General features: G+C 72.4%; 20 protein-coding genes. 9 read left to right on the plus strand and 11 right to left on the minus strand.

Annotated elements, in window-relative coordinates:
- Nucleotides 1-88: 88 nt before the first annotated feature.
- Complete coding sequence (locus ACFWBD_RS00680) at nt 89-2,347, minus strand: glycoside hydrolase family 9 protein (RefSeq protein WP_385660629.1); 2,259 nt, start codon at nt 2,345-2,347, stop codon at nt 89-91.
- 217 nt (nt 2,348-2,564) lie between these two features.
- Here ACFWBD_RS00680 and ACFWBD_RS00685 point away from each other — a divergent pair, with 217 nt between their 5' ends.
- The gene (locus ACFWBD_RS00685; protein WP_385660632.1) at nt 2,565-3,131 is read left to right on the plus strand and encodes a cysteine hydrolase family protein; all 567 of its coding nucleotides are present in this window, start codon (nt 2,565-2,567) and stop codon (nt 3,129-3,131) included.
- 457 nt (nt 3,132-3,588) lie between these two features.
- Here ACFWBD_RS00685 and ACFWBD_RS00690 read toward each other — a convergent pair whose 3' ends face one another.
- Nucleotides 3,589-6,675, minus strand: coding sequence for a glycoside hydrolase family 2 TIM barrel-domain containing protein (locus tag ACFWBD_RS00690; RefSeq protein WP_385660635.1), 3,087 nt, complete (start codon nt 6,673-6,675; stop codon nt 3,589-3,591).
- A 311-nt stretch (nt 6,676-6,986) separates the two neighbouring features.
- Between ACFWBD_RS00690 and ACFWBD_RS00695 the strand changes: the two genes are divergently transcribed.
- Nucleotides 6,987-9,356, plus strand: a complete 2,370-nt coding sequence (locus ACFWBD_RS00695) for a SpoIIE family protein phosphatase (protein WP_385660638.1) — start codon at nt 6,987-6,989, stop codon at nt 9,354-9,356.
- Between the two features lie 109 nt (nt 9,357-9,465).
- Nucleotides 9,466-10,722: an arsenic transporter gene (locus ACFWBD_RS00700; protein ID WP_385661478.1), complete on the plus strand. Its 1,257-nt coding sequence runs from the start codon at nt 9,466-9,468 to the stop codon at nt 10,720-10,722.
- 9 nt (nt 10,723-10,731) lie between these two features.
- Here ACFWBD_RS00700 and ACFWBD_RS00705 read toward each other — a convergent pair whose 3' ends face one another.
- Nucleotides 10,732-12,729 (minus strand): ricin-type beta-trefoil lectin domain protein, encoded by a 1,998-nt coding sequence (locus tag ACFWBD_RS00705; RefSeq protein ID WP_385660641.1) that lies wholly within the window; start codon nt 12,727-12,729, stop codon nt 10,732-10,734.
- Between the two features lie 307 nt (nt 12,730-13,036).
- Nucleotides 13,037-13,996, minus strand: a complete 960-nt coding sequence (locus tag ACFWBD_RS00710; RefSeq protein ID WP_385660644.1) for a helix-turn-helix domain-containing protein — start codon at nt 13,994-13,996, stop codon at nt 13,037-13,039.
- A 69-nt stretch (nt 13,997-14,065) separates the two neighbouring features.
- On the opposite strand from ACFWBD_RS00710, the gene ACFWBD_RS00715 reads away from it, so the two are divergent.
- The gene (locus tag ACFWBD_RS00715; protein ID WP_385660647.1) at nt 14,066-14,890 is read left to right on the plus strand and encodes a phytanoyl-CoA dioxygenase family protein; all 825 of its coding nucleotides are present in this window, start codon (nt 14,066-14,068) and stop codon (nt 14,888-14,890) included.
- Between the two features lie 82 nt (nt 14,891-14,972).
- Here ACFWBD_RS00715 and ACFWBD_RS00720 read toward each other — a convergent pair whose 3' ends face one another.
- Nucleotides 14,973-15,110, minus strand: coding sequence for a hypothetical protein (locus ACFWBD_RS00720; protein ID WP_385660650.1), 138 nt, complete (start codon nt 15,108-15,110; stop codon nt 14,973-14,975).
- Between the two features lie 108 nt (nt 15,111-15,218).
- Here ACFWBD_RS00720 and ACFWBD_RS00725 point away from each other — a divergent pair, with 108 nt between their 5' ends.
- Nucleotides 15,219-15,452 (plus strand): hypothetical protein, encoded by a 234-nt coding sequence (locus ACFWBD_RS00725; RefSeq protein ID WP_385660652.1) that lies wholly within the window; start codon nt 15,219-15,221, stop codon nt 15,450-15,452.
- Here ACFWBD_RS00725 and ACFWBD_RS00730 read toward each other — a convergent pair.
- The 4 genes from ACFWBD_RS00730 to ACFWBD_RS00745 all read right to left on the minus strand — a co-directional run bounded on the left by ACFWBD_RS00730 (nt 15,422) and on the right by ACFWBD_RS00745 (nt 21,233).
- Nucleotides 15,422-17,437: a M36 family metallopeptidase gene (locus tag ACFWBD_RS00730; RefSeq protein WP_385660655.1), complete on the minus strand. Its 2,016-nt coding sequence runs from the start codon at nt 17,435-17,437 to the stop codon at nt 15,422-15,424. The genes ACFWBD_RS00725 and ACFWBD_RS00730 overlap by 31 nt on opposite strands.
- Nucleotides 17,438-17,489: 52 nt before the next feature.
- Complete coding sequence (locus ACFWBD_RS00735) at nt 17,490-19,466, minus strand: M28 family metallopeptidase (protein ID WP_385660658.1); 1,977 nt, start codon at nt 19,464-19,466, stop codon at nt 17,490-17,492.
- 321 nt (nt 19,467-19,787) lie between these two features.
- Nucleotides 19,788-19,991, minus strand: a complete 204-nt coding sequence (locus ACFWBD_RS00740) for a ferredoxin (protein WP_385660660.1) — start codon at nt 19,989-19,991, stop codon at nt 19,788-19,790.
- 9 nt (nt 19,992-20,000) lie between these two features.
- Nucleotides 20,001-21,233 (minus strand): cytochrome P450, encoded by a 1,233-nt coding sequence (locus tag ACFWBD_RS00745; RefSeq protein WP_385661480.1) that lies wholly within the window; start codon nt 21,231-21,233, stop codon nt 20,001-20,003.
- A gap of 438 nt (nt 21,234-21,671) precedes the next feature.
- Between ACFWBD_RS00745 and ACFWBD_RS00750 the strand changes: the two genes are divergently transcribed.
- Together ACFWBD_RS00750 and ACFWBD_RS00755 are read left to right on the plus strand one after the other, a co-directional pair.
- The gene (locus ACFWBD_RS00750) at nt 21,672-22,295 is read left to right on the plus strand and encodes a LysE family transporter (RefSeq protein ID WP_385660662.1); all 624 of its coding nucleotides are present in this window, start codon (nt 21,672-21,674) and stop codon (nt 22,293-22,295) included.
- 107 nt (nt 22,296-22,402) lie between these two features.
- Entirely contained in the window at nt 22,403-22,852 is a 450-nt protein-coding gene (locus tag ACFWBD_RS00755) for a nitroreductase family deazaflavin-dependent oxidoreductase (RefSeq protein WP_385660665.1), read from the plus strand.
- 135 nt (nt 22,853-22,987) lie between these two features.
- Here the strand turns inward: ACFWBD_RS00755 and ACFWBD_RS00760 are convergent, their stop codons facing one another.
- A complete protein-coding gene (locus ACFWBD_RS00760; RefSeq protein WP_385660667.1) occupies nt 22,988-24,091 on the minus strand; it encodes a cation diffusion facilitator family transporter in 1,104 nt (367 codons plus the stop codon).
- Between the two features lie 126 nt (nt 24,092-24,217).
- On the opposite strand from ACFWBD_RS00760, the gene ACFWBD_RS00765 reads away from it, so the two are divergent.
- Both ACFWBD_RS00765 and ACFWBD_RS00770 read left to right on the plus strand, forming a co-directional pair.
- Nucleotides 24,218-25,270 (plus strand): glutathione S-transferase family protein, encoded by a 1,053-nt coding sequence (locus tag ACFWBD_RS00765; RefSeq protein ID WP_385660669.1) that lies wholly within the window; start codon nt 24,218-24,220, stop codon nt 25,268-25,270.
- Nucleotides 25,271-25,277: 7 nt separating this feature from the next.
- A complete protein-coding gene (locus tag ACFWBD_RS00770; RefSeq protein ID WP_385660672.1) occupies nt 25,278-25,580 on the plus strand; it encodes a DUF4235 domain-containing protein in 303 nt (100 codons plus the stop codon).
- Between the two features lie 141 nt (nt 25,581-25,721).
- Here the strand turns inward: ACFWBD_RS00770 and ACFWBD_RS00775 are convergent, their stop codons facing one another.
- Nucleotides 25,722-26,114: a VOC family protein gene (locus ACFWBD_RS00775; RefSeq protein ID WP_385660675.1), complete on the minus strand. Its 393-nt coding sequence runs from the start codon at nt 26,112-26,114 to the stop codon at nt 25,722-25,724.
- Nucleotides 26,115-26,138: the final 24 nt, after the last annotated feature.

The raw sequence follows: 26,138 nt of genomic DNA on the forward strand, positions 1-26,138 counted from the left end.
GTACTTACTCGTAAATATCCCCAGGTCAAACTGATGACCGCGCGGTACCGGAGGGTGTCCGACCCTGCACGCTACTGATCAGGGAAGGTCAATTACTGCTCCGGTCCTCTCCCTGATCCGCCACAAAGGAGGCCAGTCGGGCCAGCGCGGCGTTCCAGTTGATCGCGGTTTCGTTCGTGGACCAGGACTGGATGTCGTCGATGTAGCAGAACTGGCCCACGCAGCCCTGGAGTTTCCCCTGCGCGTAGGGGTCCTGGATGCTCGAGTTCGCGCCGCCCGCCAGGGTCCCCCGCGGCGGGTCCGGCAGGCCGGGGTCCAGCTGGCTCGCGTACCAGCGGCTGTGCTGATGGTGGGAGTTCACCTCGCCGTAGCCGGTGACGTACGACAGGTTCAGGGCGTTGCGCCCGAGGACGTAGTCCATGCTCTGGACGGCCCCGGCCCGGTACTTCGAGGCGCCGGTGAGATCGTAGGCCGTGGCGATGACCACGGCGTTGTTGAGGACCTGGTGGCTGGAGCCCCAGTCGTAGCGGTTGCCGTCGGGTGCGTAGGGCATGCCGTACGGCTGTCCGGCCAGCGTGGCGAGATAGGTGTCGGCGCCCCGCACGACCGACGCGCGGACCTTGTCGCGGCCGGGCAGCCGGTTCGGGACGGTCGCGAGGTCGAGGCGGCCGGCGGCGGCCGTGCGGGACCAGTCGAAGCCGCTGGGGACGAAGACGTCGGCCGTGTGCACGGGAGAGTTCACCACCTTGTCGGCGAACTGCTTCTCCCCCGTGCTCAGATACAGCTCGGCGGCCGCCCAGTAGAACTCGTCGGTCGCGTCGTCGTCGTTGTAGGCGCCGCCGCCGACGCCGTCGTTCGGGTCGGCGTACACGTCCGGATGTGCGAGGGCCGCCGTGAAGGCCTTGCGCGCGGCCGTGAGCGCCTTCGCCGCGAAGGCCTTGTCGTAGGGCCGGTACAGGCGGGCCGCCTGGGCGGCCGTGGCGGCCAGATTGAGGGTCGCGGTGGTGGTCGGCGGGTGCAGTTCGCGCTTCTGCGGATCGTCGCTCGGCAGCAGCGGCAGGCCGGTCCACTGCTCGTCGTGGATCTTGTGGTGGGCCATGCCGGCGAGCGGCTGCCCGTCCGGTACCTGCATCTTCAGCAGGAAGTCGAGCTCCCAGCGGGCTTCGTCGAGGATGTCCGGCACCTTGTTGCCGCTCTCCGGGAGAGCGAGCGTGCCGTCGCCGAGAGCGGCCGGGTCGCCGGTGCGGGCGAGCAGGGAACGTTCGTAGGTGCTCAGCAGCTCCCAGGTGGCGATGCCGCCGTTGACGACGTACTTGCCGTGGTCACCGGCGTCGTACCAGCCGCCGGTGACGTCGAGGGTGTAGTCGCACACCCCGGGCCGGCACGGGACCGCGGAGTCGCCCTGGTTGGGAGCCGCGTTCACATGGCCGGCCGCCCTGCCGTAGCCGGGCCGCAGGTCGTCCCGTATCGCGATGCCGCTGCGCTGCGTGTAGTAGTACTTCACCGCGTCCAGCCGGAGCCGGTCGTAGTCGGCCGTGCCGATGTCGAAGGGGCGGCTGGTCTCGCCGTCGGCGACCAGCGTGAAGCCCGTCCCGCGCGCGCGGTAGCCGCCGAAGTCGATGGAGTGGACGCGCTGTCCGGAGGAGACGTCGAGACCGCGCGGCACGCTCCAGCCGTGCGCGACCGTCGCCCCGGACGCGTTCCTGAGCTGCCAGGGCAGCTTCGCGCCGGCGTCGGTGACCAGGGTGGCGTTCTTCGGTCCGGCGGGCAGATAGGCGACCTGGTTGACGCGCACGCGTGGCCCGGTGTCGGGCTGGTACACCTCCGGCGGCACCCCGCCCAGCAGCGACACGTCGTCCAGGCAGAACCGCCAGGGATCCGCGCTCCCGCCGACCTGGAAGGCGACCTGCCCCTGGGTGCTGTCGACCGGCGAGGTGAACGTGTACGTGTGGGCGTCTCCCGACTCGCCCAGCACCGGCGTCGCCTCGTACCAGGTGTCGTACGGGGAGACACCGAGGCCCACGATCGCCCGCACCACATGCCCCTCGGGCACACCCGAGGCGCTGAAGGAGAACCGGTACGACGACCCCTTCACCAGGGTGATCGCGTCCTGACCGACGGCGGAGTCCCAGCGGTTGACGGTGCCGCCCGGCACGTCCGCGCACAGCCGGCCGTCGGCGGGAGCGGCGGTGACGTTGCTGGTCCACCACGGGTCGGCGGTCGTGTCGAAGCCGCCGTTCCTGACCTGTTCGACCTCGTCGGCACCGGCCTGCTGCGCGGGCAGCGCGGTGAGCGCCGCGCCCAGCAGGGCCGCGAGGGACAGCAGGGTGGTTCTGCGTCGTTTCACGTCCAGGCTCCTCGGGGAGGGCGGGACGCTCCGTGCGGGATCCGGGTGCCATCCCGTGGGAGCGCTCCCAGAGCGGGGTCGCAGGACATGCTTGTTGGAGTCATGACACCCCGTCAACGGTCCTGACGAGATGACTTCGTGGCCGTTGTCAGTGGCGCGTCCTACTGTGGACCGTCCGAGCACCGATCAGGCCCATGCCGAGGAACCGGAGATCTTCATGACCACCCTGCCCGACCGGCCGAACACCGCCCTGCTCGTGATCGACGTCCAGAAGGGCGTGGTGGCGGGCGCGCCCCGGCGCGACGAGGTGATCGCGAACATCGGCACCCTGATCGACGCGGCCCGCGCGCAGGACGTGCCGGTCGTCTGGGTGCAGCACTCCGACGACGACCTCGAACAGGGCAGCGAGAACTGGGAGTACGTCGAGGAACTGGTCCGCCTCGACGCCGAGCCCCTCGTGCACAAGAACTACCAGGACTCCTTCGAGGACACCGTGCTGGAGTCGGTGCTCTCGGAGCGCGGGGTGGGCCGGGTCGTCGTCACCGGGGCGCAGACCGACGCGTGCATCCGCTCGACGCTGCACGGCGCCTTCGTGCGGGGATACGACGTGACACTGGCAGGCGACGCGCACACGACGCAGGACCTGAGCAAGTACGGCGCTCCGGCGCCGGAACAGGTGATAGCCCACACCAACCTGTACTGGTCGTGGCAGAGCGCACCCGGGCGCGGCGCGGGCACCGTGGACACGGCGAAGGTGACGTTCGAGGCCGCCGACGCGGGCTGAGGCGCCTTCGGCGCGGGGCGACCGGACCGCGCCGGCACCCGGGCCGGCCGACCGGCCCGAGCCGTGCGGCCCGGGCCGCCTGGTCCGGGCCGGGCCGCCTGGTCCGAGCCGGGCGGGAGCGGTGTGAGCCGCCCGGTCCGAGCCAGTACGGTCCGCCCGGTCCGGGCCGGAGCCCGTCCGCCCGGTCCGAGCCAGTACGGTCCGCCCGGTCCGGGCCGGAGCCCGTCCGAGCCAAGGCGGTCCCAGCCGGACGGGACAGGCCGTGGCGGTCCCGGCGAGGCGTGCGGGCCGGCGGTCCGACTACGGCCGCGTGGGAAACCCGCCGACGGGCAGGTCGGCGGGCCAGCCGGTCAGCCGGTCGGGCCGACGAGGAGTACGGCGTCGCCCGGCTGCTGCTCGACGCCGGCCGCGTCCCGCGCGGCGCGCTGGAACTGTGCCACCTAAGCCGGTCAGCCGGTCAGGCTTCCCACTTGGTGATGCGGACCGATCCTTGGCTCGTGCCGGGTGCGCTGCTGGTCAGGGTCAGCCGCAGCCCGGAGCCGCGGACCGGGTCGAAGGTGAGAGCCGTCGGCGCGTCCGAGGCGGTGGCCCAGTCGACGGTCGCCCCGGTGACCGGCACATAGCGCTCACCGTCCCACACCTCAGCCTCGACCGCCGCGGGCAGGCTGTGCGTGGCGTCGACGGTGAAGGACACCTCCACCCGGTCGAAGTCCCGGGTGCGCCCGTAGTCCACCGAGACCCGGTCCCGCGGCCGGGCCCCGCCGAAGGCGGGCAGCAGGGCGGTCGCCGCCTTGGCGAAGGCGTTGGACCAGCCCGTGGCCGGGTCGCCGTCCAGCAGGGCGGCGGGCAGGGTGTCCGGGCGACCGGAGTAACTGGCGTCCGCGTAGGGGTGGTCGACGGGCGCCGGCAGGTCGGGGGCGAAGGCGGCGGCCGGGGTGGTCGCCTTCGAGCGGGCATCCGTGGTGCGCACGGTGGCCGTGCCCTTGCGCAGGCCGTCCACACGCGCGGTCACCTTCAGGGCGCCGGTCCCGGTGCCGGAGCGGACGATGGCGAGAGCCTTGCCGTGGAAGGCGGTGCGCGTACTGGCCTGGTAGCGCTCGGCGCTCTCCTCCCGCCCGTTGTCGAGGCCGGCGAGGGAGCCGCCGGTCACCTCGAAGGAGATGAGGTGTTCGGCGTCGGGCACCACGGTGCCGTGCGCGTCGACCACGTCGGCGGTGACGAAGACCAGTGAACGCCCGTCCGCGGGGAGGGACTTGCGGTCCGGGGTGAGGCGTACGGCGTGCGGGGCGCCGGCCGTGCGCAGCACGTCGGTGGCGACCGTCCTGCCGCCCCTGCGGGCCACCGCTTTCAGCTCACCCGGCCTGTAGGGCACCTGCCATGTCAGGTGCAGCTTGCCCGCGCTGCCGTTCGGGCTGGTGTAACTGCCGGGATAGGGGCCTGTCGTGAAGGTCCTGTCGTCGCCGGTGGCCTCGGTGGTCTCCAGGTAGGTGCGGCCGTCGACGGTCTTCTTGGTGTCGAACTTCCGTATGCCCAGGGACTTTCCGTCGAGGTACAGCTCCACGGTGCCGACGTTGGAGTAGGCCCACACCTCGACCGTGTCGCCCGCCTCGTGGTTCCAGGTCGTCGGCAGCAGATGGACCATCGGCTCGTCGGCCCACTGGCTCCGGAAGAGGTGGTACATGTCCTTCGGGAACCCGGCCGTGTCGACCGCGCCGAAGAACGACGCCTTCACCGGGAAGACGTTGTACGGGGTGGGCTCGCCGATGTAGTCGATGCCCGACCACAGGAACTGACCCGCGAACCACTTCCGGTCGCGGTCCTTCTTGTGCCCGTACTCGCCGCTCATCGTCCAGGAGGCGAGGTTGTTGTCGTAGGACGAGGTCGCCCGCCTGCCCGGGGTGTGGTTCTCGCCGGTGTTGAGGTGCTGGGGCTCCTGGTAGGTCCCGCGGGTCGAGGTCTCCGAGGACGACTCCGACTCGAAGAGGAACAGGTGCGGGTAGGTGGTGTGCAGGACGTCCACCGACTTGGCGGTGTTGTAGTTGAGGCCGAGGCCGTCCAGCTTGGCGAGCATCAGGTCGGCGGCGGAGCCCTTGGCGGGCGGGGTGCGGTACTTGTCCGAGCCGATGATGAGCGGACGGGTGTCGTCCGCCGCCCTGATCGCGGTGATGATCCGGTCCGCCATGGCGAGGCCGGCGGTGGAGGTGGAGTCGGTGATCTCGTTGCCGATGGACCACAGGAGGACGGCGGGCGAGTTGCGGGCGGCGAGCACCATCTCGGTGGCGTCCCGCTCGCACCACTCGTCGAAGAACCGCCCGTAGTCGTACCGCGTCTTGCCGGTCCTCCAGCAGTCGAAGGCCTCCACCAGCATCACGATGCCCAGTTCCTCGCAGACCCGGATCATCTCCGGCGACGGTGGGTTGTGGGAGGTGCGGAAGGCGTTGACGCCCATCGACTTCATGATCGTCATCTGTCGGCGGACGGCGTCGACGCTGATCGCGGCGCCGAGCGCGCCCAGGTCGTGGTGCAGGTCGACGCCCTTGATCTTGGCGTACCTGCCGTTGAGGTGGAAACCCTCGTCCGGGTCGAAGCGGAAGCTGCGGATGCCGAACGGGGTGCGGTAGGTGTCGGTGACCCGGCCGGCGACGCGCAGCTCGGTCTCCAGGGTGTAGCGGCGCGGGGTCTCGAAGTCCCATCGCTGCGGGTCGGTCACGGTGAGTTCCTGGGTCTCCGTGGCCCGGTCGGATACGGCGACCGTGGAGGATGTGCGGGCGACCGTGCGGCCGTTCGGGGCGAGGACGCGGGAGACGACCTCGACGTCCGCGCTCGCGCCGGACGCGTTCGCCACGGTGGTCGCGACCCGGACGACGGCCCGTTCGTCGGTGACCTCGGGGGTGGTGACGTACGTGCCCCAGCGGTCCACGTGCACCGGCTCGGTGACGACCAGGCGGGCCTCGCGGTAGATGCCGCTGCCGGAGTACCAGCGGCTGCTCGGGAGCCGGTTCTGCACTTTGACCGCGATCACGTTCTCGGTGGTGCCGTCGGTGTGCAGCAGGTCGGTGAGGTCGAGGGCGAAGCCCGTGTAGCCGTAGGGGTGCCGGCCGACCTCGGTGCCGTTGCAGTAGACGTAGGAGTCCATGTAGACGCCGTCGAACTCGACCGAGATCCGCCGGCCGGCGCGGCCGGGCGGCAGGGTGAAGGCGAGGCGGTACCAGCCCAGGCCGCCGGGGAAGAAGCCGGTACCGCTGGTCGTGCCGTTCTGCGTGGTGGGCGTCTGCTCGATGCTCCAGTCGTGCGGAACCGCCACCGCACGCCAGGTCGAGTCGTCGTGGCCGGGGTCGGCCGCGTCCGCGTACTGCCCGGTCGGGTCGGTGATCCCGCCCGGGTTGGCCAGCGCGAAGCGCCAGCCGTCACGCAGCGCGACCGTGTGGCGGCCGGAGGCGCTCACGGCGGCCGCGGCGGCCCGCGCCACCGGTGTGCCGAGGAGCGCTCCGGCGGCCGGTGCGGCCGCGGAGGCGAGAAGGACCGATCTGCGAGTGACCGTCATGGCCGGCTCTCCCTCATCAGGAACCAGAAGTACTCACAACTGATCGTTAACAAACAGAATCTGACGACGGACCACTCCTGCCCGTCAAGGGGCCGGAGGTGTCCGCCCGTCCCGGCGGCGCACTGGATCTCCCTCGCACAGGGATCGCACGGGAATCGCGCAGGACAGGCCGGTTTTAGCTCTTGACCTCGGCGGGAACTCGCTGTTCAGCCGAGCTGTGGGGGTTCCCGTCCGCCCGGGAGCGGGACACACTAGGCTGGAACGGAAGTGACGTGCCTGTTCACTGTGAGTGTCCGCGATGGAGTGCCGAGATGAGTCCGGAGTATCCGTTCGACGAGGCCGCGACGGCCCGGGCGGTCGTCGACGACTCCGGCGCGCTGGTCGGGTGGAACGAGGGCGCCCGGGCCCTGCTCGGCTGGACCCCGGCCGATGTCCTGGGCCGGCCCGCCGGGGAACTGCTGGCCGACGGGACGCCCGACTTCACCGGTGTGCGCTGGCACGGAACAGTCACTTTGCGCCATCGCGACGGCCGCCCGGTCCGGGTATGGCTGCTCGCCCACCACTTCCCCACCCGGCCCGACGCCCCCGGACACTGGCTCGTCGTCACCCCGCTGGCCGGGGGCGGCTCCGGCTCCTCGGACGGTCTCCTCGCCGCGGCGGGCCTCGTCCAGTCCCCCTGTGCGGTGGCCGTCTACGACGACCGGCTGCGGCTGCGCCGGATCAACGACGCGATGCGTGAGGTCATCGGACTGCCCGAGGAGCGCATCCGGGGCCTGCGGCTCGCCGAGATCAGCGGCGGACCGCGGAGCACGGAGCTCGAACAGCAGATGCTGCAGGTGCTCACCAGCGGCCGGCCGCAGGACGTGCAGACGTACACACGCAGCGGAGGCGAGTCGCGGGCCCATGCCTGGCTGGCCCGGATGGCGCCCGTCACCGACGCCGACGGCCGGATCCGGGGCGTGTGCCTGTCCGCCCACGACTTCACCGAGAACTACCTCGCACGCGAGCGGCTACAGCTGGTCAACGAGGCCAGCGTGCGCATCGGCAGCACCCTCGACGTCATCCGGACGGCTCAGGAACTGGCGGAGGTCTGCGTGCCCGCGCTCGCCGATTTCGTCAGCGTCGACCTGCTCGACCCGCAGGACGGCGGGGAGCTGCCGAGCCGGTTCAGCCCGCCGGTGGGACTGCGGCGCGCCGCGCACCACTCGGTGAACCCGGGCAGCCCGGAGGCGGTGGCCAAGCCCGGCGAGGTGCAGGAGTATCCGACCGGGTCGCCGCAGGCCGACTCGCTGGTCGCGGGGCACACCATCATCGGCTCCATGGCGGGGGGCGGTCTGGACGCGTGGCTCGCCTGGGACCCGGCACGCGGCGCCCGGGTGCGGGAGCTCGGCATCCACTCCACGATGTCCGTGCCGATCCAGGCGCGCGGTATGACGCTCGGCGTCGCCGTCCTCACCCGGTTCCGCCGGCCGGACCCGTTCACCCCGGACGACGTGCTGCTGGCCGAGGAGATCACGGCCCGGGCCGCCGTCTGCATCGACAACGCCCGCCGGTTCTCCCGCGAGCGCGAGACGGCCCTCGCCCTCCAGCGCAGTCTGCTGCCGCGCACCCTGCCCCGCACCGCCGCCGTCGACGCCGCCTCCCGCTATCTGCCGGCCGCCCGCGCCGGGGTCGGCGGCGACTGGTTCGACGTGATCCCGCTGTCCGGGATGCGCGTCGCCATGGTCGTCGGGGACGTCATCGGGCAGGGCATCCAGGCCTCGGCCACCATGGGCAGGCTGCGCACCGCCGTGCGCACCCTCGCCGACATCGACCTCGCCCCCGACGAGCTGCTCACCCACCTGGACGACCTGGTCGTCCGGCTGTCGGAGGAGGCCGGTGGCGAGGACAACCCCGGCGAGGTCGGCGCCAGCTGTCTGTACGCGGTGTACGACCCCGTGTCGCGACGCTGCACGCTGGCCAGGGCCGGGCACCCCCCGCCCCTGGTGCTGCGGCCGGACGGCCCGGCCCGGCGGGTCGACCTGCCGGCCGGTCCCGCACTGGGGCTGGGCGGACTGCCGTTCGAGTCGGCCGAGCTGGAGCTCGGCGAGGGCAGTGTCCTCGCCTTCTACACCGACGGTCTGGTCGAGTCCCGCGAGCGGGACGTGGACGCCGGTCTGCGGCTGCTGAGCGAGACGCTGGCGGCGTACTCGGACTCCCTGGACGAGACCTGCGACCGGATCCTGCACGCCCTGCTCCCGCCCGGCGGCGCCGCCGACGACGTGGCCCTGCTGCTCGCGCGCACCCGGGGCCTGCCCTCCTCCCAGGTCGCGACCTGGCACATCCCCGCCGACCCCTCACTGGTCGCGCCCATCCGTAAACAGGCGGTCGAACAGCTCTCCCGCTGGGGACTGAGCGAGGCGTCCTTCACCACCGAGCTGGTGGTGAGCGAACTGGTCACCAACGCCATCCGCTACGGCTCCCACCCCATCCGGCTCCGGCTGATCCATGACGCGACCACGCTGATCTGCGAGGTGTCCGACACCAGCCACACCGCCCCGCACCTGCGCCGGGCGAAGACCTGGGACGAGGGCGGCCGCGGCCTTCTGCTGGTCGCCCAGCTCACCCAGCGCTGGGGCAGCCGGCACACCCCCGAGGGCAAGACGATCTGGGCGGAGCTGAGCCTGCTCGACGAGGAGTAAGACAGCCCTCCGGTCACTTGGCGGGCGTTTTACCCGCGTGTGTTTTCCTGGACGGACACCCGGACCAGTCAGTTGGGCGGGCACCACCACACCGCTCCCGGAGATCCACATCAACGCCCCGCTCGCCGAAACGCTGTCCGTCGTCCTGCTCGCCGCCGCCCTCGGATGGGCCGTGCTGCGCCCCGCCGGGCGGTCCGAGGCCCTCGTCGCCGTCCCCGCCGCCGCCCTGGTGATCGCCCTGGGGGCGGTTTCGCCCGAGCACGCGCTCGCGGAGGCCGAACGGCTCGGACCGGTCGTCGGCTTCCTCGCCGCGGTGCTGGTGCTGGCGCACCTGTGCGACGTCGAGGGTCTCTTCACGGCCTGCGGGGCGTGGATGGCCCGGCGCTCGGCGGGCAGTCCCCGGCGCCTGCTGGTCGCGGTGTTCGCGCTGGCCTCCGTGATCACCGCCGTGCTCAGTCTGGACGCGACCGTGGTGCTGCTGACACCGGTGGTGTTCGCCACCGCCGCCCGGATGGGCGTGCGGGCCAGACCGCACGTCTACGCGTGCGCGCACCTGTCGAACACCGCTTCGCTGCTGCTGCCGGTGTCCAACCTCACCAACCTGCTGGCGTTCGAGGCGAGCGGGCTGAGTTTCACCCGGTTCGCCGCTCTGATGGCGTTGCCCTGGGTGGTCGCGATCGGCGCCGAGTACCTGGTCTTCCGGCGCTTCTTCGCCGCCGACCTGCCCGCCGCCGAGCCCGCCGAGGACGACGGCCCGGCACCCGAGCTGCCGCTGTTCGCGCTGGTCACCGTCGCCTGCACGCTCGTCGGGTTCGTGGTGGCGTCCGCCGTCGGGATCGAACCGGCGTGGGCCGCGTTCGCCGGCGCCCTGGTCATGGCCGGGCGCGCGCTGGTGCGGCGGCGGGTGACACCGGTCGCCGTGGTGCGGGCCGCCGCGCCCGGGTTCCTGGCGTTCGTGCTGGCGCTCGGCATCGTGGTGCGCGCGGTCGTCGACAACGGGCTCGCCGACGCGTTGCGGCACGCCCTGCCGGACGGCTCGGGCCTGCTCGCCCTGCTCGCCGTCGCCGCGCTGGCCGCCGTCCTCGCCAACCTGATCAACAACCTGCCCGCGGTGCTGGTCCTGGTGCCGCTCGCCGCCCCGGCCGGGACCGGGGCGGTGCTCGCGGTGCTGCTCGGCGTGAACATCGGCCCGAACCTCACCTACGCCGGGTCTCTGGCGACGCTGCTGTGGCGGCGCGTGGTGCAGGCGCGCGAGGAACGTGTCGGACTCGGGGAGTTCACCCGGCTGGGTCTGCTCACGGTGCCGGCCGCGCTGGTCCCGGCCGTCGTGGCGCTGTGGGCGTCGCTCCAGGTGGTCGGGGTCTGACCGCTCGGGTCAGTTGCGCCCGCCGCCGGACCCGGAACCCGAGCCGTATCCCCCGGATCCGTTGCCGTACCCGGAGCCCCCGTAGCCGTATCCCGAGCCGCCGGACGAGCTCGACTGGCCGTCCCACGAGCAGTAGTAGTACGGGTAGTACGAGCAGGACGTGGTGTTCGAGCCCGAGGAGGAGCCCGTCGGGCTCGTGGTGGTCGGGGCGGCGGACGGCGTCGGCGTGGGCGTCGGGGTCTTCGCGGCCTTGGGCGTCGGGGTCGACGCCGGGGCGTTTGAGGCGGTGCTGTCGGCGCCCCAGTTCACGAACTGCATCTGCGGGTCGGGCTGCGAGGTGTCGATCACCCAGCGCTGGGCCGCGCTGTCCACCCGGTTCTTCAGGACGAGGGCACCCGATCCGTCGGTGGCGGCGGGGGCCAGCGCGAGGTTCTGGCCCGAGCGCGGGACGAGCGTGCCCTGGAGCGTGAAGTCGTACCGGACGTTCTTGGGGTCCGGCTGGGAGGCGCCCGCGCACGGGGCCAGCCGCACCGAGAAGCCCAGGTGGGAGTCGAGGCACAGATCGGCGTTGGCGGCGCTGCGCACCAGCCCGTCCGGTTCGTACGACCACTGCTGGCCGGCCACGGAGGAGCAGGCGGCGAGTTCGGTCTCGACGCCGCTGACGGCCTTGGTGCCGACGATGCCGATACACAGCCCGGAGGCCACGTTGTGCAGACGGCCGCGCAGGGTGCCCTGGGCGTCCTCGCCGGCGTCGATCCAGGACGGGTCGGAGGTGGCCGTGTCCGTCCCGGCGGCCGGGGTCTTCGCCGCCTTGCTGCCGGCGGTGGGCGCGGTTCCGTCCCCGGAACCGATGACGGCCCACACGCCGAGCGGCAGCACGACCAGCCCGCTCACGGTCAGCACGGCGGCGGCGAGGTTGCGGCGGCGGGCGCGGCGGGCCGCCTTCTGGGCCGAACGGCTCGCTCCGGGGCGGGAGTCGGCGCCGGGCACGGCTCGTGCGGCGGCACCGACCCGCGATCCGATGCGGGCGATCGCCCCGGCGCGCAGCCCGGCGCGGGAGTCCGTGCCGGCTCCGGTGCCGGGCGCCGCGGGGGCGGGGGTCCCGTCGGTGAAGGCCTCGCCCGCATAGCTCCGGGGCTGCTCCGCGGCGGTCTCGACGGATTCGCCGTCGCCGGCCACCCTGACCTCCACGTACGCCGCGGCGGCCCAGCCCAGGATGCCCTCGGCCAGGGCGGCGCCGAGCAGACCCTCGAACTGCCGCAGCTGGTCGGCGGTGTGCAGGCAGTGCCGGCACTGCTCCAAATGGGCGCGCAGATCGGGGTCGAGATCTGCGCCGCCGCGGCGGCAGGTGACGTCCAGCAGCCGGTCGTAGCGGTGGCACTCGTCGTCGGTGGCGAGTTCGCGGTGCACCTGGAGGCACTCCTCGCGCAGCCGCTCGCGGGCCCTGCGCAGTTCGACCCGGGCGCCCTCGTCCTCGAGGCCCAGCAGTCCGGCCGGGACCGCCAGGGGCTCGGCCTCGACCTCGATGTGCCAGAGCAGGCAGCGCGCGGACTGGGGCAGCCGCTGGAACGCCCGGGACAGGATGCGCCGGTTCAGCGGCGGCAGCAGCCGGGCGGCGGCGCGGTCGCGGTCCTCGCCCTCGGAGCGCAGCGCCGGGTGCAGCAGGTCACGGCGGCCGTCCGCGTCCCATTCGCCGGCGATGCGGCGCACGGTGACCAGCAGATGGGGGCGCCACGCGGCCGTCGGGCCGTTCTGCCGCAGACTCTCACCGAACAGCCGGGTGAAGGCGGCCGTGGTGAGCATGCCCGCCGCGCGCTCGCCGTCGGTGCACAGCCGTGCGTAGGCGAAAGCGGCCGCCCAGTGGCGGTCCAGGAGCTCACCGACGGGATGCAGCGCGGGTGACGCCCCCGTCCACTTCTTCAGCTCGGAGCTCAGCTGTTCGTCCGTCGCGTCGAAGCGGCGCGCCGAAGGGGAATTCGACAGGCCTGCGTCATTCACGGTCTGCATTCCTTCCGGGGGTATGCGGCATAAAGTCCATACCATCGGGTATGCGATCCCGCCGCACGAAGCGGGATCGACTCGCACAGGGTTCGGCACCTCTGACGTCCGCGGGGGGGGGTACCGCTCTTTGAAGCGTGGGGGGTGTGAACGGGAGGTGTCTCGCGCGCACCGGGGAAAATCGTTGCCCGTGCGCCGACAGGGCTCACCTTTGCACAGCCGGACCAGGCGGAACAAGAGATCTCGCGGTTTCATGCATTCCGTGCGAGCCGAATAATTTTGACGAAACGTCAACGGCGGAACCCCTGTGGGGTGGTCACTGTATCGGTGTCCCTTTTGGTGCCACTTTCGATGCGCCTTTCGGGACGGTAATTGCTTGACGCATTCCGTCCCGGTACGCGCCGGGCGGTGTGCCGTGCCGGGCCCGGAAGACGCGGCTGAAGTGGAACGCGCTCGCGAAGCCGCAGGCCGACGCCACGCGTTCCACGGACAGGTCGGTGCCCTCCAACAGCCGGGCGGCGTGCCGCAGTCGCGTCTCGAGCAGGGCCCGCATCGGGGAACGGCCGATCTGCTGCGTGAAGAGGTGGGCGAAGCGCGAGGGCGACAGCGCGACCTCCGCGGCGAGCGTGCGGACGGTGTGCGGGCCGCCGGGATCCGCCGCCATCCGCGCCTGCGCCCGGCGGACGCGGTCGTCGAGGCCGGGCGGGGACGCGGGAGGCCGGGCCGAGGCGGCCGCCAGCAGGACGGCCTCCTCCAGTCCGCACAGGGCGAGTTCCCGGGCCGCGGAGCCGTGGGCCACCACGATCCCCAGATCACCGGAGGGTGTGTCCGCGCCGGTCCACCGGGCGTCGGCGTGCGTCCGCCGCCAGGCTCCCTCCATCCGGTCGTGCAGGGCGGCCGGGACCGGGCCGACGGCGTACAGACCGTCCGGGCCGTCGCCGGTGGCGTACGGGCGGAGCCAGGGTGTCCAGGAGGGCCGGGCCTGGCAGTGGGCCCACCAGAACCGCCAGTGCCGGGCGCCGGGTTCGACGGCGTAGGCGTGCGGGACGCCCGGCGCGAGCACCACCAGATCTCCGGCGCCCGCCCGCACCTCGCTCCCGCCCTGCCGCAGCCTGCCGCACCCGCCCGTCGTCCAGGTGAACAGCCAACTGTCCGAACCCTGAGGCCGGTTGACGCCGTACCCGGCGTCCTCGTCGAAGTGACCGACCACCACCAGACCGGGCGGCGGGGACGGATCCGCGGGCCCGGCAGTCCTGGGCAGGTGGTCAGCACGCATGGGCATCCTCCCGGAGGGCGCGGCGGCCTAGCGTGGCGGGTCGAGACCAGTGGACCGAGGAGGGCAATTATGACCGTCACGGACACCGGCGCCGCCGGAGCACCCGTCCTGACCCCGGTGGGGCTGCGGCAGTACCGGGAGGACGGCTTCACCGTCGTACGCGGGCTGTTCGGGCACGACGAGGTCGAGCGGTTGTGCGGGGAGTTCACGGAGTTGCACGCGGCCGGGCGGCCGGTGCCCGGGCACTTCGAGCCGCGCCCCGGCGCCACCGACCCGCTGCACGCGTACCCGAGGGTGATGCATCCGCACGAGATCAGCGCCCTGGCCCGGCAGGTGCTGCTGGACGCGCGACTGCGGGGCGTGCTGGAGGAGTTGCTCGGCGAGGAGGTGCTGGCCGCGCAGAGCATGTTCTATTTCAAGCCGCCGGGCGCCCGGGGCCAGGCGCTGCACCAGGACAACTTCTATCTGCGGGTCGAGCCGGGCACGTGCGTGGCGGCCTGGCTGGCCTGTGATGTGATCGACCGGGACAACGGCGGCCTGGAGGTCGTGCCCGGCACCCACCGGATGGGGCTGTTCTGCCCGGAGGAGGCGGACGCGGAGGTGTCGTTCGCGCGCGAGTACGTGCCGCCGCCGCCCGGGCTCGCCGCGGTGCCGGTCGACATGGCTCCGGGTGACGTGCTGTTCTTCAACGGCAGCCTGGTGCACGGGTCGGGTCCCAACCGCAGCGACGACCGGTTCCGGCGGTCGTTCATCGGCCACTATGCCGGACAGTCGGCGCAGCGCATCGGCCGGTACTACCGGACGGTCTCCATGGGCGGGGAGCGGGTGCCGCTGGCCGTCAGCGAGGGGGCGGGGCCCTGCGGTACCGAGTTCGCACCGCAAGGCCCGCACTAGCAGTCCGCTCACCGGGCCGCGCTTCGGGTGCCGGTGCGCGGGGGCTGGTCGCGCGGTTCCCCGCGCCCCTGACGGGGCGTTTTCAGTGGCCGGCGACCGGGTGGGGCCTGTAGGGCTCCTCCAGTTCCGCCAACTCCTCTTCGGTGAGTGTCAGTTCGGTGGCCGCCACCGTGTCCTCGAGGTGGTGGGGCTTCGCGGCTCCGACGATCGGGGCGGTCACCGTGGGCCGGCCTTCGTCGCGAGCACGATCTCGCCCCTTGATCGACGGCGGTGCTTCACACAACCTGCCGACGGCCTTCACAGCCGGGCCTTCCCGACGGACGTCGGCGTGATCCTCACAGGGCGTGGAGGGGAGCGCCGGCGCGTCATCGGGGCAGAGTGGGCGAAGCCTTCGTCCGGGGAGCCGCGCGAACGTTTCTGGTGGCTGCCCCTCGGTACGGCGACGGACGTCACCGTGACCGCCGGGATCGACGGCGGCGCCGCCCCGGCGACGGAGGCACGCGAGGCGGCGCGGCTGCTGTCGGGCCGAACTCAGTCCTCGTGCCCGGCCGGGGGCAGCTGACCACCGGCCCGGCAGCCGACGAAGGAGGCATTGGGGCAGAAGGCGTCGAAGCCCATGCCGTACCGGGCGAACGATCCCCAGGCCGCCGTCCGGGCCTCGGCGTACTCGGCCGTGGTGAGCGACGTGCCCTTGAGATCCTTCAGGGCCCGCAGGATCGCGTCGCGGGCGGTGAGCATGGACGGGTTCTTGGGGGTGAGCTTCAGCCCGTCGACGACGGCCTGCCAGGCGACCCGGTAGCCGCGCTGCTTGCTGTCGAGCTTCGCGCTGATCCGGCGGGTCATCTCCATGAGCGCCGCGCACCAGATCTCGCCGACGTTGTGGATCTTCGTGTAGTCGAGCCCGCCCGTGAGCTGCCCGATGTCCCCGAAGCCACCGGGGTAGGCGTCGTCGTAGGGCCGCTGGCGGATGCCGGCCGGATTGTCGATCACCCAGTCGCCGACGACGGTGTGCTCCCGCTCCTGGGAGAAGTTGGGGATGGTCAGCGCGAAGAAGTCCGACCAGCCCTCGCCCATCGCCCTGGACTGGTCCTCGCGCAGGCCGTTGGCGTCGTGCAGGCCGCCGACCAGCCGGTTGGTCACACCGTGCGTGAACTCGTGGCGCACCACCTGCGCCTCGTTGGCCGTGTGCCTTCCGGTCGCGGCGACCAGACCCATGTTCATCTCCGCCGCCAGGCCGTCGGCGCGCGTGAGCATGTTGGCCGTGCCGAAGACCGGCCCGGGATGGGCGTGTGCGACGACCGGGTCGGCGCCCACGCCCAGGCCCGAGGAGTTGACGGTCTGGAAGTTGCCGTGCTCCTCGTCGAAGCCGAGCATCACGAAGATGTCGTGCATGTAGTTGCAGAAGAAGAAGATGTTGGTGACGAGTTGTTCCGGCGTGTCGGGGGTCGGAGTGAACAACCCGTTGCCCGCCGCGTCGACGTCGACCTTGAAGCTCTCCCCGGTGTCCCCGTCGACGGCCTGCACGTTGTTCCCGACGGTCGCCACGCTTCCGTTCTGCCGCTCCACCCACGGGCCGGGGAACCCGGGCCCCGTCGTCGGCCGCGGTGCGACCGGATAGTCGCTCAGCGGCAGCGGGAAGGAGGCCAGGGCGAACCCGGTCTCGACCGGGTTCTGCCGGAACACCAGTCCTCCGACGACATGATTGGTCAGGTCCTGGAGGTACAGGACCTGTGGTGCCGTCCTGTCCGCCTTCATCCCTTCGGCCTCCACGAGCGCGTGGAACTGCACGGCCCCCTGCGCGCGGGAGAACCTGAACGACCAGGCGAGACGGACGGTGTCGCCCATGTAGAAGTACACCAGCCGAGCGGGGATCGCCTCGTCGAAGGCGCCCTTGTCGAACGTCATCGGCTGGTCGTTGCGCGCCTGGGAGCTCAGTCGGCGGAAGCCGTCCGAGACGTCCAGGGCCGGCAGCTCGTCGGTACCGAGCAGGCCGTCGAGCGTGACCGCTTCGGCGGCCCTCGCGGCGCCGGCGGCCAGGGCTGTCCCGACCGGCACGGTCGGCATGGTGGGGACGTTGCCCGGCACACTCGCCGTGTCGCCGACGACCCGGTCGACCGTGCCGTCCTCGCGCAGCCACACCTTGGGGGCCATGCCCCACACATCGATGCCGTTGAGTGTCTGCTGGAGGCTGACCACGTGCATGCCGCCGCTCGTGACCGTCACCTTCGGGTCGGCTTCGAACTCGGCGGATTCTCCGGAGGCGAAGCCGATCGCCGCCGCGACCGAAGAGAAGTACTCCTTGGCCCTGGCGATGTAGTCGCCGTCGGCGGACGCGGCGCCCACCCGGTCGGCGAGACCGGCCGGTGCACCCTCCACCCGTAGCTCGGTCAGGTGGCCGGTGAAGCGGTTCACCTTGCCTTCCTCGGCGATCAGGGTGTGGCGCACCGACTCCGCCACCCGATCGGTCTCGGCGAGGAACGCCTCGGCGCCCGGAAGCCGGGCGAGCCGGTCGTACCCCAGGTCTCGCTTGTCGATCAACTGCGTCATGACGGATGCTCCTCCCGAGGGCGCGAGGCCCGTGTCTGGGCGGACTTGCGGGTCACAGGCCCGCGAGGGTCAGGGCGGTCGCCGTGACGGAGCGGGCTACCGTGGCGGCGAACTGCGTGCTGTGGTCCTGGTCGAGGAGGGTGTCTCCCTGGGTGTGGTACTGCCGGGTGCCCGTGCCGGGCCCGCCGTCGAGGGCGAAGATGTCCTCGGAGACGGCGACGGCCGCCCAGCCCCGCTCATGGAAGCTCGCGTGGTCGCTGCGCCCGATCGCCGGATCGGCGGGGCCCGTGAGCTGCTGGACCGTCACCCCGGTGTCGATGGCCGGGACGGTGTGCGCGACGAGAGCGCCCAGTGCGTCGGACGCGCTCACGACCGGGCCCGACACCGAGGAACCGGCGTGGATCTCCACGGTCGGCGTGCTGCCCTGCCGGCGGCCCGCGATCATGTCCATCTGAAAGACGCCGGCGATCCGCTCCCCCTCCGCGGCGGCGGCCCTGGCGTAGAACTTGCTGCCGACCAGGCCCTGTTCCTCGGCGTTGAAGAGCACGAAGCGCACATTCCGGGAGGGCGCCCTGCCGTCCGCGAGCAGCGCGTGCAGGCACTCGGCGGCGGCCAGGACGGCGGCGGTTCCGCTCCCGTCGTCGTCGGCGCCTGGTGCGGGATCCACGGCGGGGTCGTAGGGACGGGGGTCGCCGTTCGCATCGACGAAGTCGCCGCTGGACGCGGTGGAATCCAGGTGCGCGGTGATGAGCACCGTGGAGTCCGCCCCGGCTTCGCGGTGCTCGGCCTCCACGTTGAACAGCTGGTGCCCCCGCCACCGGAACCGGTGCAGCCGGACTCTCAGATCGAGGTCCTGGAAACGGTCCGCGAGCGCCTCGACGACCCGCGGGTTGTCCTCGGCGGACGCGTCCCGGCTGCGTACCAGCAGCCCCTCGCCGTCTCTCAAGGGCTCGACACCGGAGAGGCGCGCGACATGGCCGCGCAGTACCTCGGGGGTCACGGCCGCGCGCACCGCTGCGATCGTCTCCGGGGAGGGGTGACCGTCCATGGCCGCCATCGCGGCGGGGTCCGGCTCCGCGCCGCCCTCCGCCGGGCGGCCGGCGAGTCCTTCCGCCCATGCCTCGCCGGGCCGGGAGAGCAGCGCCGGGTCCGGCAGCAGCCGTTCGGTGTGCCCCGGCTTCGCACCCGGCAGGTGCACGTCCTCCACCGGAGCACCGGCGGGCGCCGCGAGGTAGACGCCGCCCGGCGCGGGCCCCAGGGGGAGGAGCGGCGCGGTGGCGGCCGCGGCGAGTTCGTCGGCGGCGAGGCCGAAGGCCGCCGTGGCGCGCGCCGTCGCCCCGCCCCGGGCGTCCCCGGCGGTCTGGACGGGGGTGAGCGGACGGTCGTCGCGGATCAGGAAGGCCGCCGTGTCCTCCACCGGTCCCCGCAAGTCGACCGTGAACCCGGCCTGTTCGAGCACCACGGCGCCGAGCGTGCTCGTCATGGCCAGCACGAGCCGCGCCGACGCGACATGCACGGGGACGACTTCGGTCTGGTTCGCGACCCCCTCCAGCGCGGGCAGCCCCAGGCCCTCGGGCAGCACGATCCGCGCCCAATGGACGGAACGGTTCTCCACGGAGGCGGCGGTGAACACGGGGTGGGCCGCCGTGCGCATCCCGGCTTCCCTTGCGAACGCGCGCTCCCGGGCGTCCTCCCCCACGAAGACGCACTCGTCGGCCGCCGAGGCAGGCGTCCCCTCACCCGCCGTGCCGGCCACCGCCCCGTCGAAGGCCTCCCGGCTGTCCTTGGCGCCCCAGTGCACGAGAGCCTCGTCCGTGAAACGGTCCGGGAACGCCTCCCGCAGGGCCGACGCGGCCCGCTCCGCGTCGGCCGCACCCGGCCCCGGGTCGGAGATGACGCCCTTGCGTACGTCGCGGAAGGCGTCGAGCACGGCGAGGACACGCGGTCGGGGCACCAGCGTCAGCGAGCCGTCGGCCTCCTGACGGGCATCCGCCAAGGTCGCCCCGATATCGAAGAAGAGCACAGGCATGGTGTGCCTCCGTGAAGTGAACCGGCCCCGGAGCGACAGGTGACAGGGCGGAGCCGTGCCGCGCAGATGAAGGGCCAAGGGGCTGACAGCCCCACGCCGTCTCCCCAGACGACACTCGCCGCTCCGGAAAGAGACCCCGCCCCTTCCATGGTCCGCCTCGGGTTGCGTTCTCGCATCCCAGGATGTACACGAATGCCGTTTAACGTAGGACAGTTGAAGGGGATACAGGGTGCGGGCGCGGTCGGCCCGACGGCCGCCGAGCTCCGCGCCCGCCCCTGGGGATCCGGCAGTTGATCAACCTCACGGGTGGCAGGCGGAGCCTCAACCGGCCGTCTCGGACACCTTGATCGCACCGACCGGGCAGGCCCGCGCGGCCTCCCGGACCATCAGGTCACCGCCGCCGCCCTCCCGGCCGGGCAGGAGGACGCTGAAGCCGTCGTCGTCCTGGGTGAAGACGCCCGGGGCGGCCAGGGCGCACTGGCCGGCGCCGATACAGACGTCCGTGTCGATGTGAATGTCCGTCACGGGTGCCCCCTACCAGGTCACGGGGAGTTCCAGCATCCCCTGGATGGTGTCGCCGGGCTTCCAGCGGACCTCGTCGGCGGGCACGGCCAACCGCAGGCCGGGGAGCCGGGCCAGAAGCGTGCCCAGGGCGATCTCCAGCTCCGCGCGGGCCAGGTTCTGGCCGAGACACTGGTGGATACCGAAGCCGAACGCCACATGGTGGCGGGCGGAGCGGTGCCAGTCGAGGGCGTCCGGTTCGCGGTAGGCGCTCTCGTCGCGGTTGATGACCGAGGTCGCGAAGACCACGCCCTCCCCGGCCCGGATCGTCGTCCCGGCCACCTCGATGTCCTCGGTGGCCTGGCGCAGCAGCCCGTCCGCGATGGACAGCATCCGCATCAGCTCCTCGACGGCCGCCGGCAGCCGTGCCGGGTCGGCGCGCAGCTCGGCCAGCCGCTCGGGGTGCCGGAGCAGGGTGTAGGTCCCCAGCGAGATCATGTTGGCGGTCGTCTCGTGGCCCGCGACCAGCAGGATCGTGGCCAGCGCGATCGCCTCCTCCCGGTCCACCGTGCCCGCCCGCACCTGCTCGTGGACCAGGGCGTCGAGGACGCCGTCGCCGGACGGCGCCGCCAGCTTCCGGTCGATCAGCGCGCCGAGGTAGGCGTCGAGCCGGTCGCGCGCCGCGCGCACCTCGTCCGGCACCCGGCTGCGCAGCAGCCGCCGCGACTGCTCCTCGAAGAACTCGTGGTCGGCGTACGGGACGCCGAGCAGTTCGCAGATCACCGTGGACGGCACGGGCAGCGCGAAGGCGTTCACGAGTTCCGCGGGCGGTCCCTGCACGAGCATCGCGTCGATGCGCTCGTCGACGATCCGCTGGATGGCCGGGCGCAGGGCGGTGGCACGTTTGAGGGTGAAGCTCGCGGCCAGCAGCCGGCGCTGGACGTGGTGCTCGGGGTCGTCGACGTTGAGCAGGGCGGAGCGGCGGTCGCGCAGCGCCACGAAGCGGGGCGAGGTCGCCGGGTAGCCGGGGCGGGTGCGGTCGGTCGACAGGCGGGGGTCGGCGAGCAGGGTGCGGGCCGCCTCGTGCCCGGTGACCAGCCAGGCGACCCGGCCGTCGTAGAGGGTGACGCGGGCCAGCGGACGGGTGTCGCGCAGGGGGTCGTAGGCGGCGGGCGGTTGGTAGGGGCAGGTGCGGTCCTGGGGGTAGGCGACGGGAGCCGGGCCGGACCGCCCCTCCGTCAGGTCCGGCGCATCCGCCGCGTTCATCCGGTCCGGCGCATCCGCCGCGTTCATCCGGTCCGTCGCATCCGCCGCGTTCATCCGGTCCGTCGTGTCCGTCGCGTTCATCCGGTCCGTCGTGTCCGTCGCGTTCTTCCGGTCCGTCGTGTCCGTCGTGTCCGTCATGGGTGACCTCGCAGACGAAGAGTGCGTCATGCCGATCTTCATTAGATGCCCCGGGCATCTATGGGGCGACGCACAGTTCGGCCAGATCGACCAATGGGGCGATTCGGCCGGAACCATGCGTTCCGAAGCGTCACTCTTGGGACGGCGGCGGGAAAACCGGTTGCCGCCGCCCGGCCCTCACCCGCAGGATCCGGCCATGTCCACATGCGAAGCCCTCCTGCCGCCGACGCCCGCCACCGCTCTCGCGGCGCGCGGCCGGCAGCAGCCCGGCCGTCCCCGGAGGCCCGATACCGCGCGACCGTGACGGCCGCGCTCGTCGCGGGCCTGGTCGCGGGCTACGGCATCGCCGTACCCGTCGGCGCGGTCGCGACCTATCTCGTCTCCCTCACCGCCCGCACCTCCCTGCGCACCGGCGTGTGCGCCGCGCTCGGCGTCGCCCTCGCGGACGGCGTCTACGCCCTGGTCGCCACGGTCGGGGGCTCCGCCGTCGCCGCCCTGCTGCGGCCGGTTCTGACGCCGTTGCGCTGGGCCTCGGCGCTGGTCCTGCTGGCGCTGGCGGCGCGCGGCGCGGCGACGGCCGTACGCCAGTACCGGGCCCGGCGGCTCAGCACCCGGTCCGCTCCCCCGCCGCCGAGCCCGGCCCGGGCCTGTCTGAGCCTGTTCGGCATCACCCTCCTCAACCCGACGACCGTGATCTACTTCGCCGCGCTGGTGCTCGGCACCGGCACCACCGAGTCCGTACGGCCCCTGGAACAGGGCGTGTTCGTGCTGGCGGCCTTCCTCGCGTCCGCCAGCTGGCAGGTTTCGCTCGCCGGTGGCGGCGCGCTGCTGGGCCGGGTCCTCACCGGCCACCGGGGGCGGCTGGTGACGGCGCTGGTGTCGAGCGGGGTGATGACGGTGCTGGCCGTGCGCATGGTGACCTAGACAGCCCCCGGGCGGATGAATCTCGCGGCCACCGGTGTTGAACCAGGTTGCGAGTGGGACGTACGTGACGCGAACGACGCGGCGCGATGACGAAGGGGACGGATGCCATGCCTCTCGAAGGCGAGTACGAAGCCAGCCCGACGCAGTGGGTGCGCGAACAGGTGGAGCAGTACGAGCGCTCCGGCGGCACCGAGGCGACGACTCTGCGCGACACCGGAATGCCCGTCATCCTGCTGACGACCCGGGGCGCGAAGAGCGGGAAGCTCCGCAAGACGCCGTTGATGCGGGTGGAGCACGACGGCCGGTACGCCCTGGTCGCCTCGCTGGGCGGGGCGCCGAAGCACCCGGTCTGGTACTTCAACGTCAAGGCCGATGCGCAGGTGGAGCTCCAGGACGGACCGCGCAAGCAGGACATGACGGCCCGTGAGGTCACCGGCACGGAGAAGGCCGAGTGGTGGGAGCGCGCCGTCGCCGCGTATCCGCCGTACGCCGACTACCAGGAGAAGACGGACCGGGAGATCCCGGTGTTCGTCGTGGAGGCCGCCGCCGGCAGCTGAGACGCCGGCCTCCGTCCGGGCGCGGAAGGTGTCCCTGCGGGGACCGTTCGAGCGATGCTCGAGGACTCCTCGAGCAGCTCGTAGAAAAATCTGTCGCGGACAGGCGTGACGGTGCTCCCACCGGGCACCCGACTGTCAGGCCCCGCCGCGTTCCCCCGTCGCGGCGGGGCTTTCCGCTGCCTCGCGCGCGCCCCGGTCGGTCACATCGAGGAAGATCTGGTCCGCCTCGGGCACCGTCGCCGCGATCGAGCGCTTGATGCGCACGGCGACCTCCTCGACCCGCTCGCTGTCCAGGCCCGGCATGAGGTCGACGCGGGCCGCCACCAGGGCCGCGTCGAGGCCCATCTTCATCGTGAACAGCGCTTCCACGCTGTCGATCTCGGGCTGGGCGTCGAGCAGCGCGCGGATCCGCGCCCCGGTCTCGGGGTCGGCGGCCTCGCCGATGAGCTGGTCGCGGGCCTCGCGCCCGAGCCGGTAGGCGACGTAGACGAGCAGCGCGCCGATCGCCAGCGAGGCGGAGGCCTCCCACACGACCTGCCCGGTCACCATGTGCAGGAACATCCCGATCGCGGCCAGGGTGACGCCGAGCACGGCGGTGCCGTCCTCGGCGACGACCGTGCGCAGGGCCGGGTCGCGCATACCCGCGACACCCCCGCCCTGCTTGTGGACCTGGTGCAGCGCGCGCAGCAGTGAGACGCCCTCGGCGAGGAAGGCTACGCCGAGCACGATCAGGCCCACCACATAGCCGCTGAACTTCTCGTCGGCGCCCGACCGGAGGGCCTCCACGCCCTGGAAGAAGGAGAAACAGCCGCCCATGACGAAGATCCCCACGGCGGCCAGCAGCGACCAGAAGAAGCGCTCCTTGCCGTAACCGAAGGGGTGCCGGGCGTCGGCCGGGCGCCGGCTGCGGCGCAGTGCGGCGAGGAGGAAGACCTCGTTCAGACTGTCGGCCACGGAGTGCGCCGCCTCCGACAGCAGCGCGGGCGAGCCCGCGAACAGGCCGCCCAACGCCTTGGCGACGGCGATCAGCAGGTTGGCGGCGAGCGCCACCAGGACGGTGACGCGGGTCTTGCGGTCGGCGGCCGACTCGGTGGTGCGATCTCCTTTCCCTCGCGCTTTCTCCTCGGCCGCCCGTTCGGTGTTCGCATCGGTGTCCCGTTCGGTGTTCGCGTCGGCGGTCCGGGTGGCGTTCGCGTCGGCGGTACGTGTGGTGTGCCGTTCTGAAGGTGTCCCTGTCACGTTCGCCGACTGCCCAGGCGGGTCGAGCTCATACCGTGCCGTCGGCGGAAATCGGGGAACGCGTTCAGCAGGACGTGCCCGCGACCGGGACACGCACGACAGGACACGACGACGGCGGGAGGCATCATGAGCGGCGGGGGCGACGGCAACAGCGCGTACGGCCACAAGGCGTTCCAGCGGTCGAAGAGTCACTTCACCGACCGGATCACGGCGGACGGCCGCGATGGCTGGCCCGTGGCGGAGGGCCGCTACCGGCTGGTGGTCAGCCGTGCCTGCCCGTGGGCGAGCCGGGCGGTGATCTCCCGGCGCCTCCTCGGTCTGCAGGACGCGCTGTCGATGGCGATCGCCGACCCGATCCAGGACGACCGCAGCTGGCGCTTCACCCTCGACCCGGACGGCCGCGACCCGGTCCTCGGCATCCGCCATCTCGGCGAGGCGTACGACCGGCGGGAGCGCGACCACGGGCACGGTGTCAGCGTGCCGGCGATCGTGGACGTGCCCAGCGGCGAGCTGGTGACGAACGACTACCAGCAGCTCACCCTGGACCTCGCCACCGAGTGGACGGCCCTGCACCGCCCCGGCGCCCCCGACCTCTACCCCGACCGGCTGCGCGACGAGATCGACTCGGTCATGGCCGACGTGTACGAGGACGTCAACAACGGGGTGTACCGGGCGGGTTTCGCCAGTGAGCAGGGCGAGTACGAGGCGGCGTGCGCGGGTGTGTTCCGGCGGCTGGAGCTGCTTGCGTCCCGACTGGCGGGGCAGCGCTACCTGGTGGGCGACACGATCACCGAGGCGGACATCCGGCTGTTCACCACACTGGTGCGTTTCGACGCCGTCTATCACGGTCACTTCAAGTGCAACCGCTGGAAGTTGACGGAGAATCCGGTTTTGTGGGCGTACGTCCGGGATCTCTTTCAGACGCCCGGCTTCGGTGACACCGTCGACTTCGATCACATCAAGCGGCACTACTACCGGGTGCACACCGGCATCAACCCGACCCGGATCGTCCCCCTCGGCCCGGACCTGGCCGGCTGGCACACCTCCCATCACCGCGAGGAACTCGGCGGCCGCCCGTTCGGCACCGGGACGCCGCCCGGCCCGGTCCCCGTCGGCGAAGAGGTTCCCGTGGGGACGACCCTGAGACCCCCATCCACGCAGCACCGGAAGAAGGAGTGAGACACACGTGGCCAAGAAGAAGAAGAGCAAGCTCCCCCTTGCCTACAAGCCCGTCGGATTCGCGCTGAGCTGGGCGAGCGGCGCCCTGGCGGGACTCGCGTTCCGCAAGGCGTGGAAGGTGATCCGACACGAGGACGACGCTCCGGACGCCCTGGACCGGGACCGCGGATGGGGCGAGATCCTGCTGGCCGCGGCGGTCCAGGGCGCGATCTTCGCGGCGGTCCGCAGCGCCGCGGACCGCACCGGCGCCAAGGCGATCGAACGGTCCACGGGAGTGTGGCCGGCCCAGGACAAGGGCGGCCGGGACTGAGCGGGGCGCCCGGGAACTCCCGGGGCCGGCGGTGGCGGCGCGGCGCCCCTGCGGGCTCCGCGGGGCCACCGCCGGCCCGGTCCGGGCCCGGCCCTGCCCGGCGCCGTCCGGGCGGGGGCCGGGCCGCTCCCGTACCCGGCTTCAGCCCTGCTTCGGCGCCGTGGGGGGCTCGAGGCGGATGGTGAAGGAGTGGCCGGACGGGTCGGAGTAGCCGCGCTCCTCGTGCGGACCGGGGGCGCCCCTGGTCTCCAGGGGGCGGCCTCCCAGACCCACGACCCTGCGTTCCACCTCGTCGAGGTCGTCGACGAGGAAGTCCAGGTGGGCCTGAAAGGAGTTCTCGGGGCGGGGCCAGCTCGGCGGGGTCGCGTTCACGTCGCGCCGGAATGCCAGGCGGGTCCCGTCCTCGCCCCTGATCTCCACCCGGTTGGCGGACGCGACGATCTCCTCGGCGTCCAGCAGCCCCTTGTAGAACTCGGCGAGCTTCTCGGGCTCGGCACAGTCGAGCACCACGACGCCCGCTTTCACCAATGCCATGTCGTCGTCTCCTCCGCGAGATCC

The sequence above is a fragment of the Streptomyces sp. NPDC060002 genome (assembly GCF_042737245.1).
In the GTDB taxonomy this organism is placed as follows: domain Bacteria; phylum Actinomycetota; class Actinomycetes; order Streptomycetales; family Streptomycetaceae; genus Streptomyces.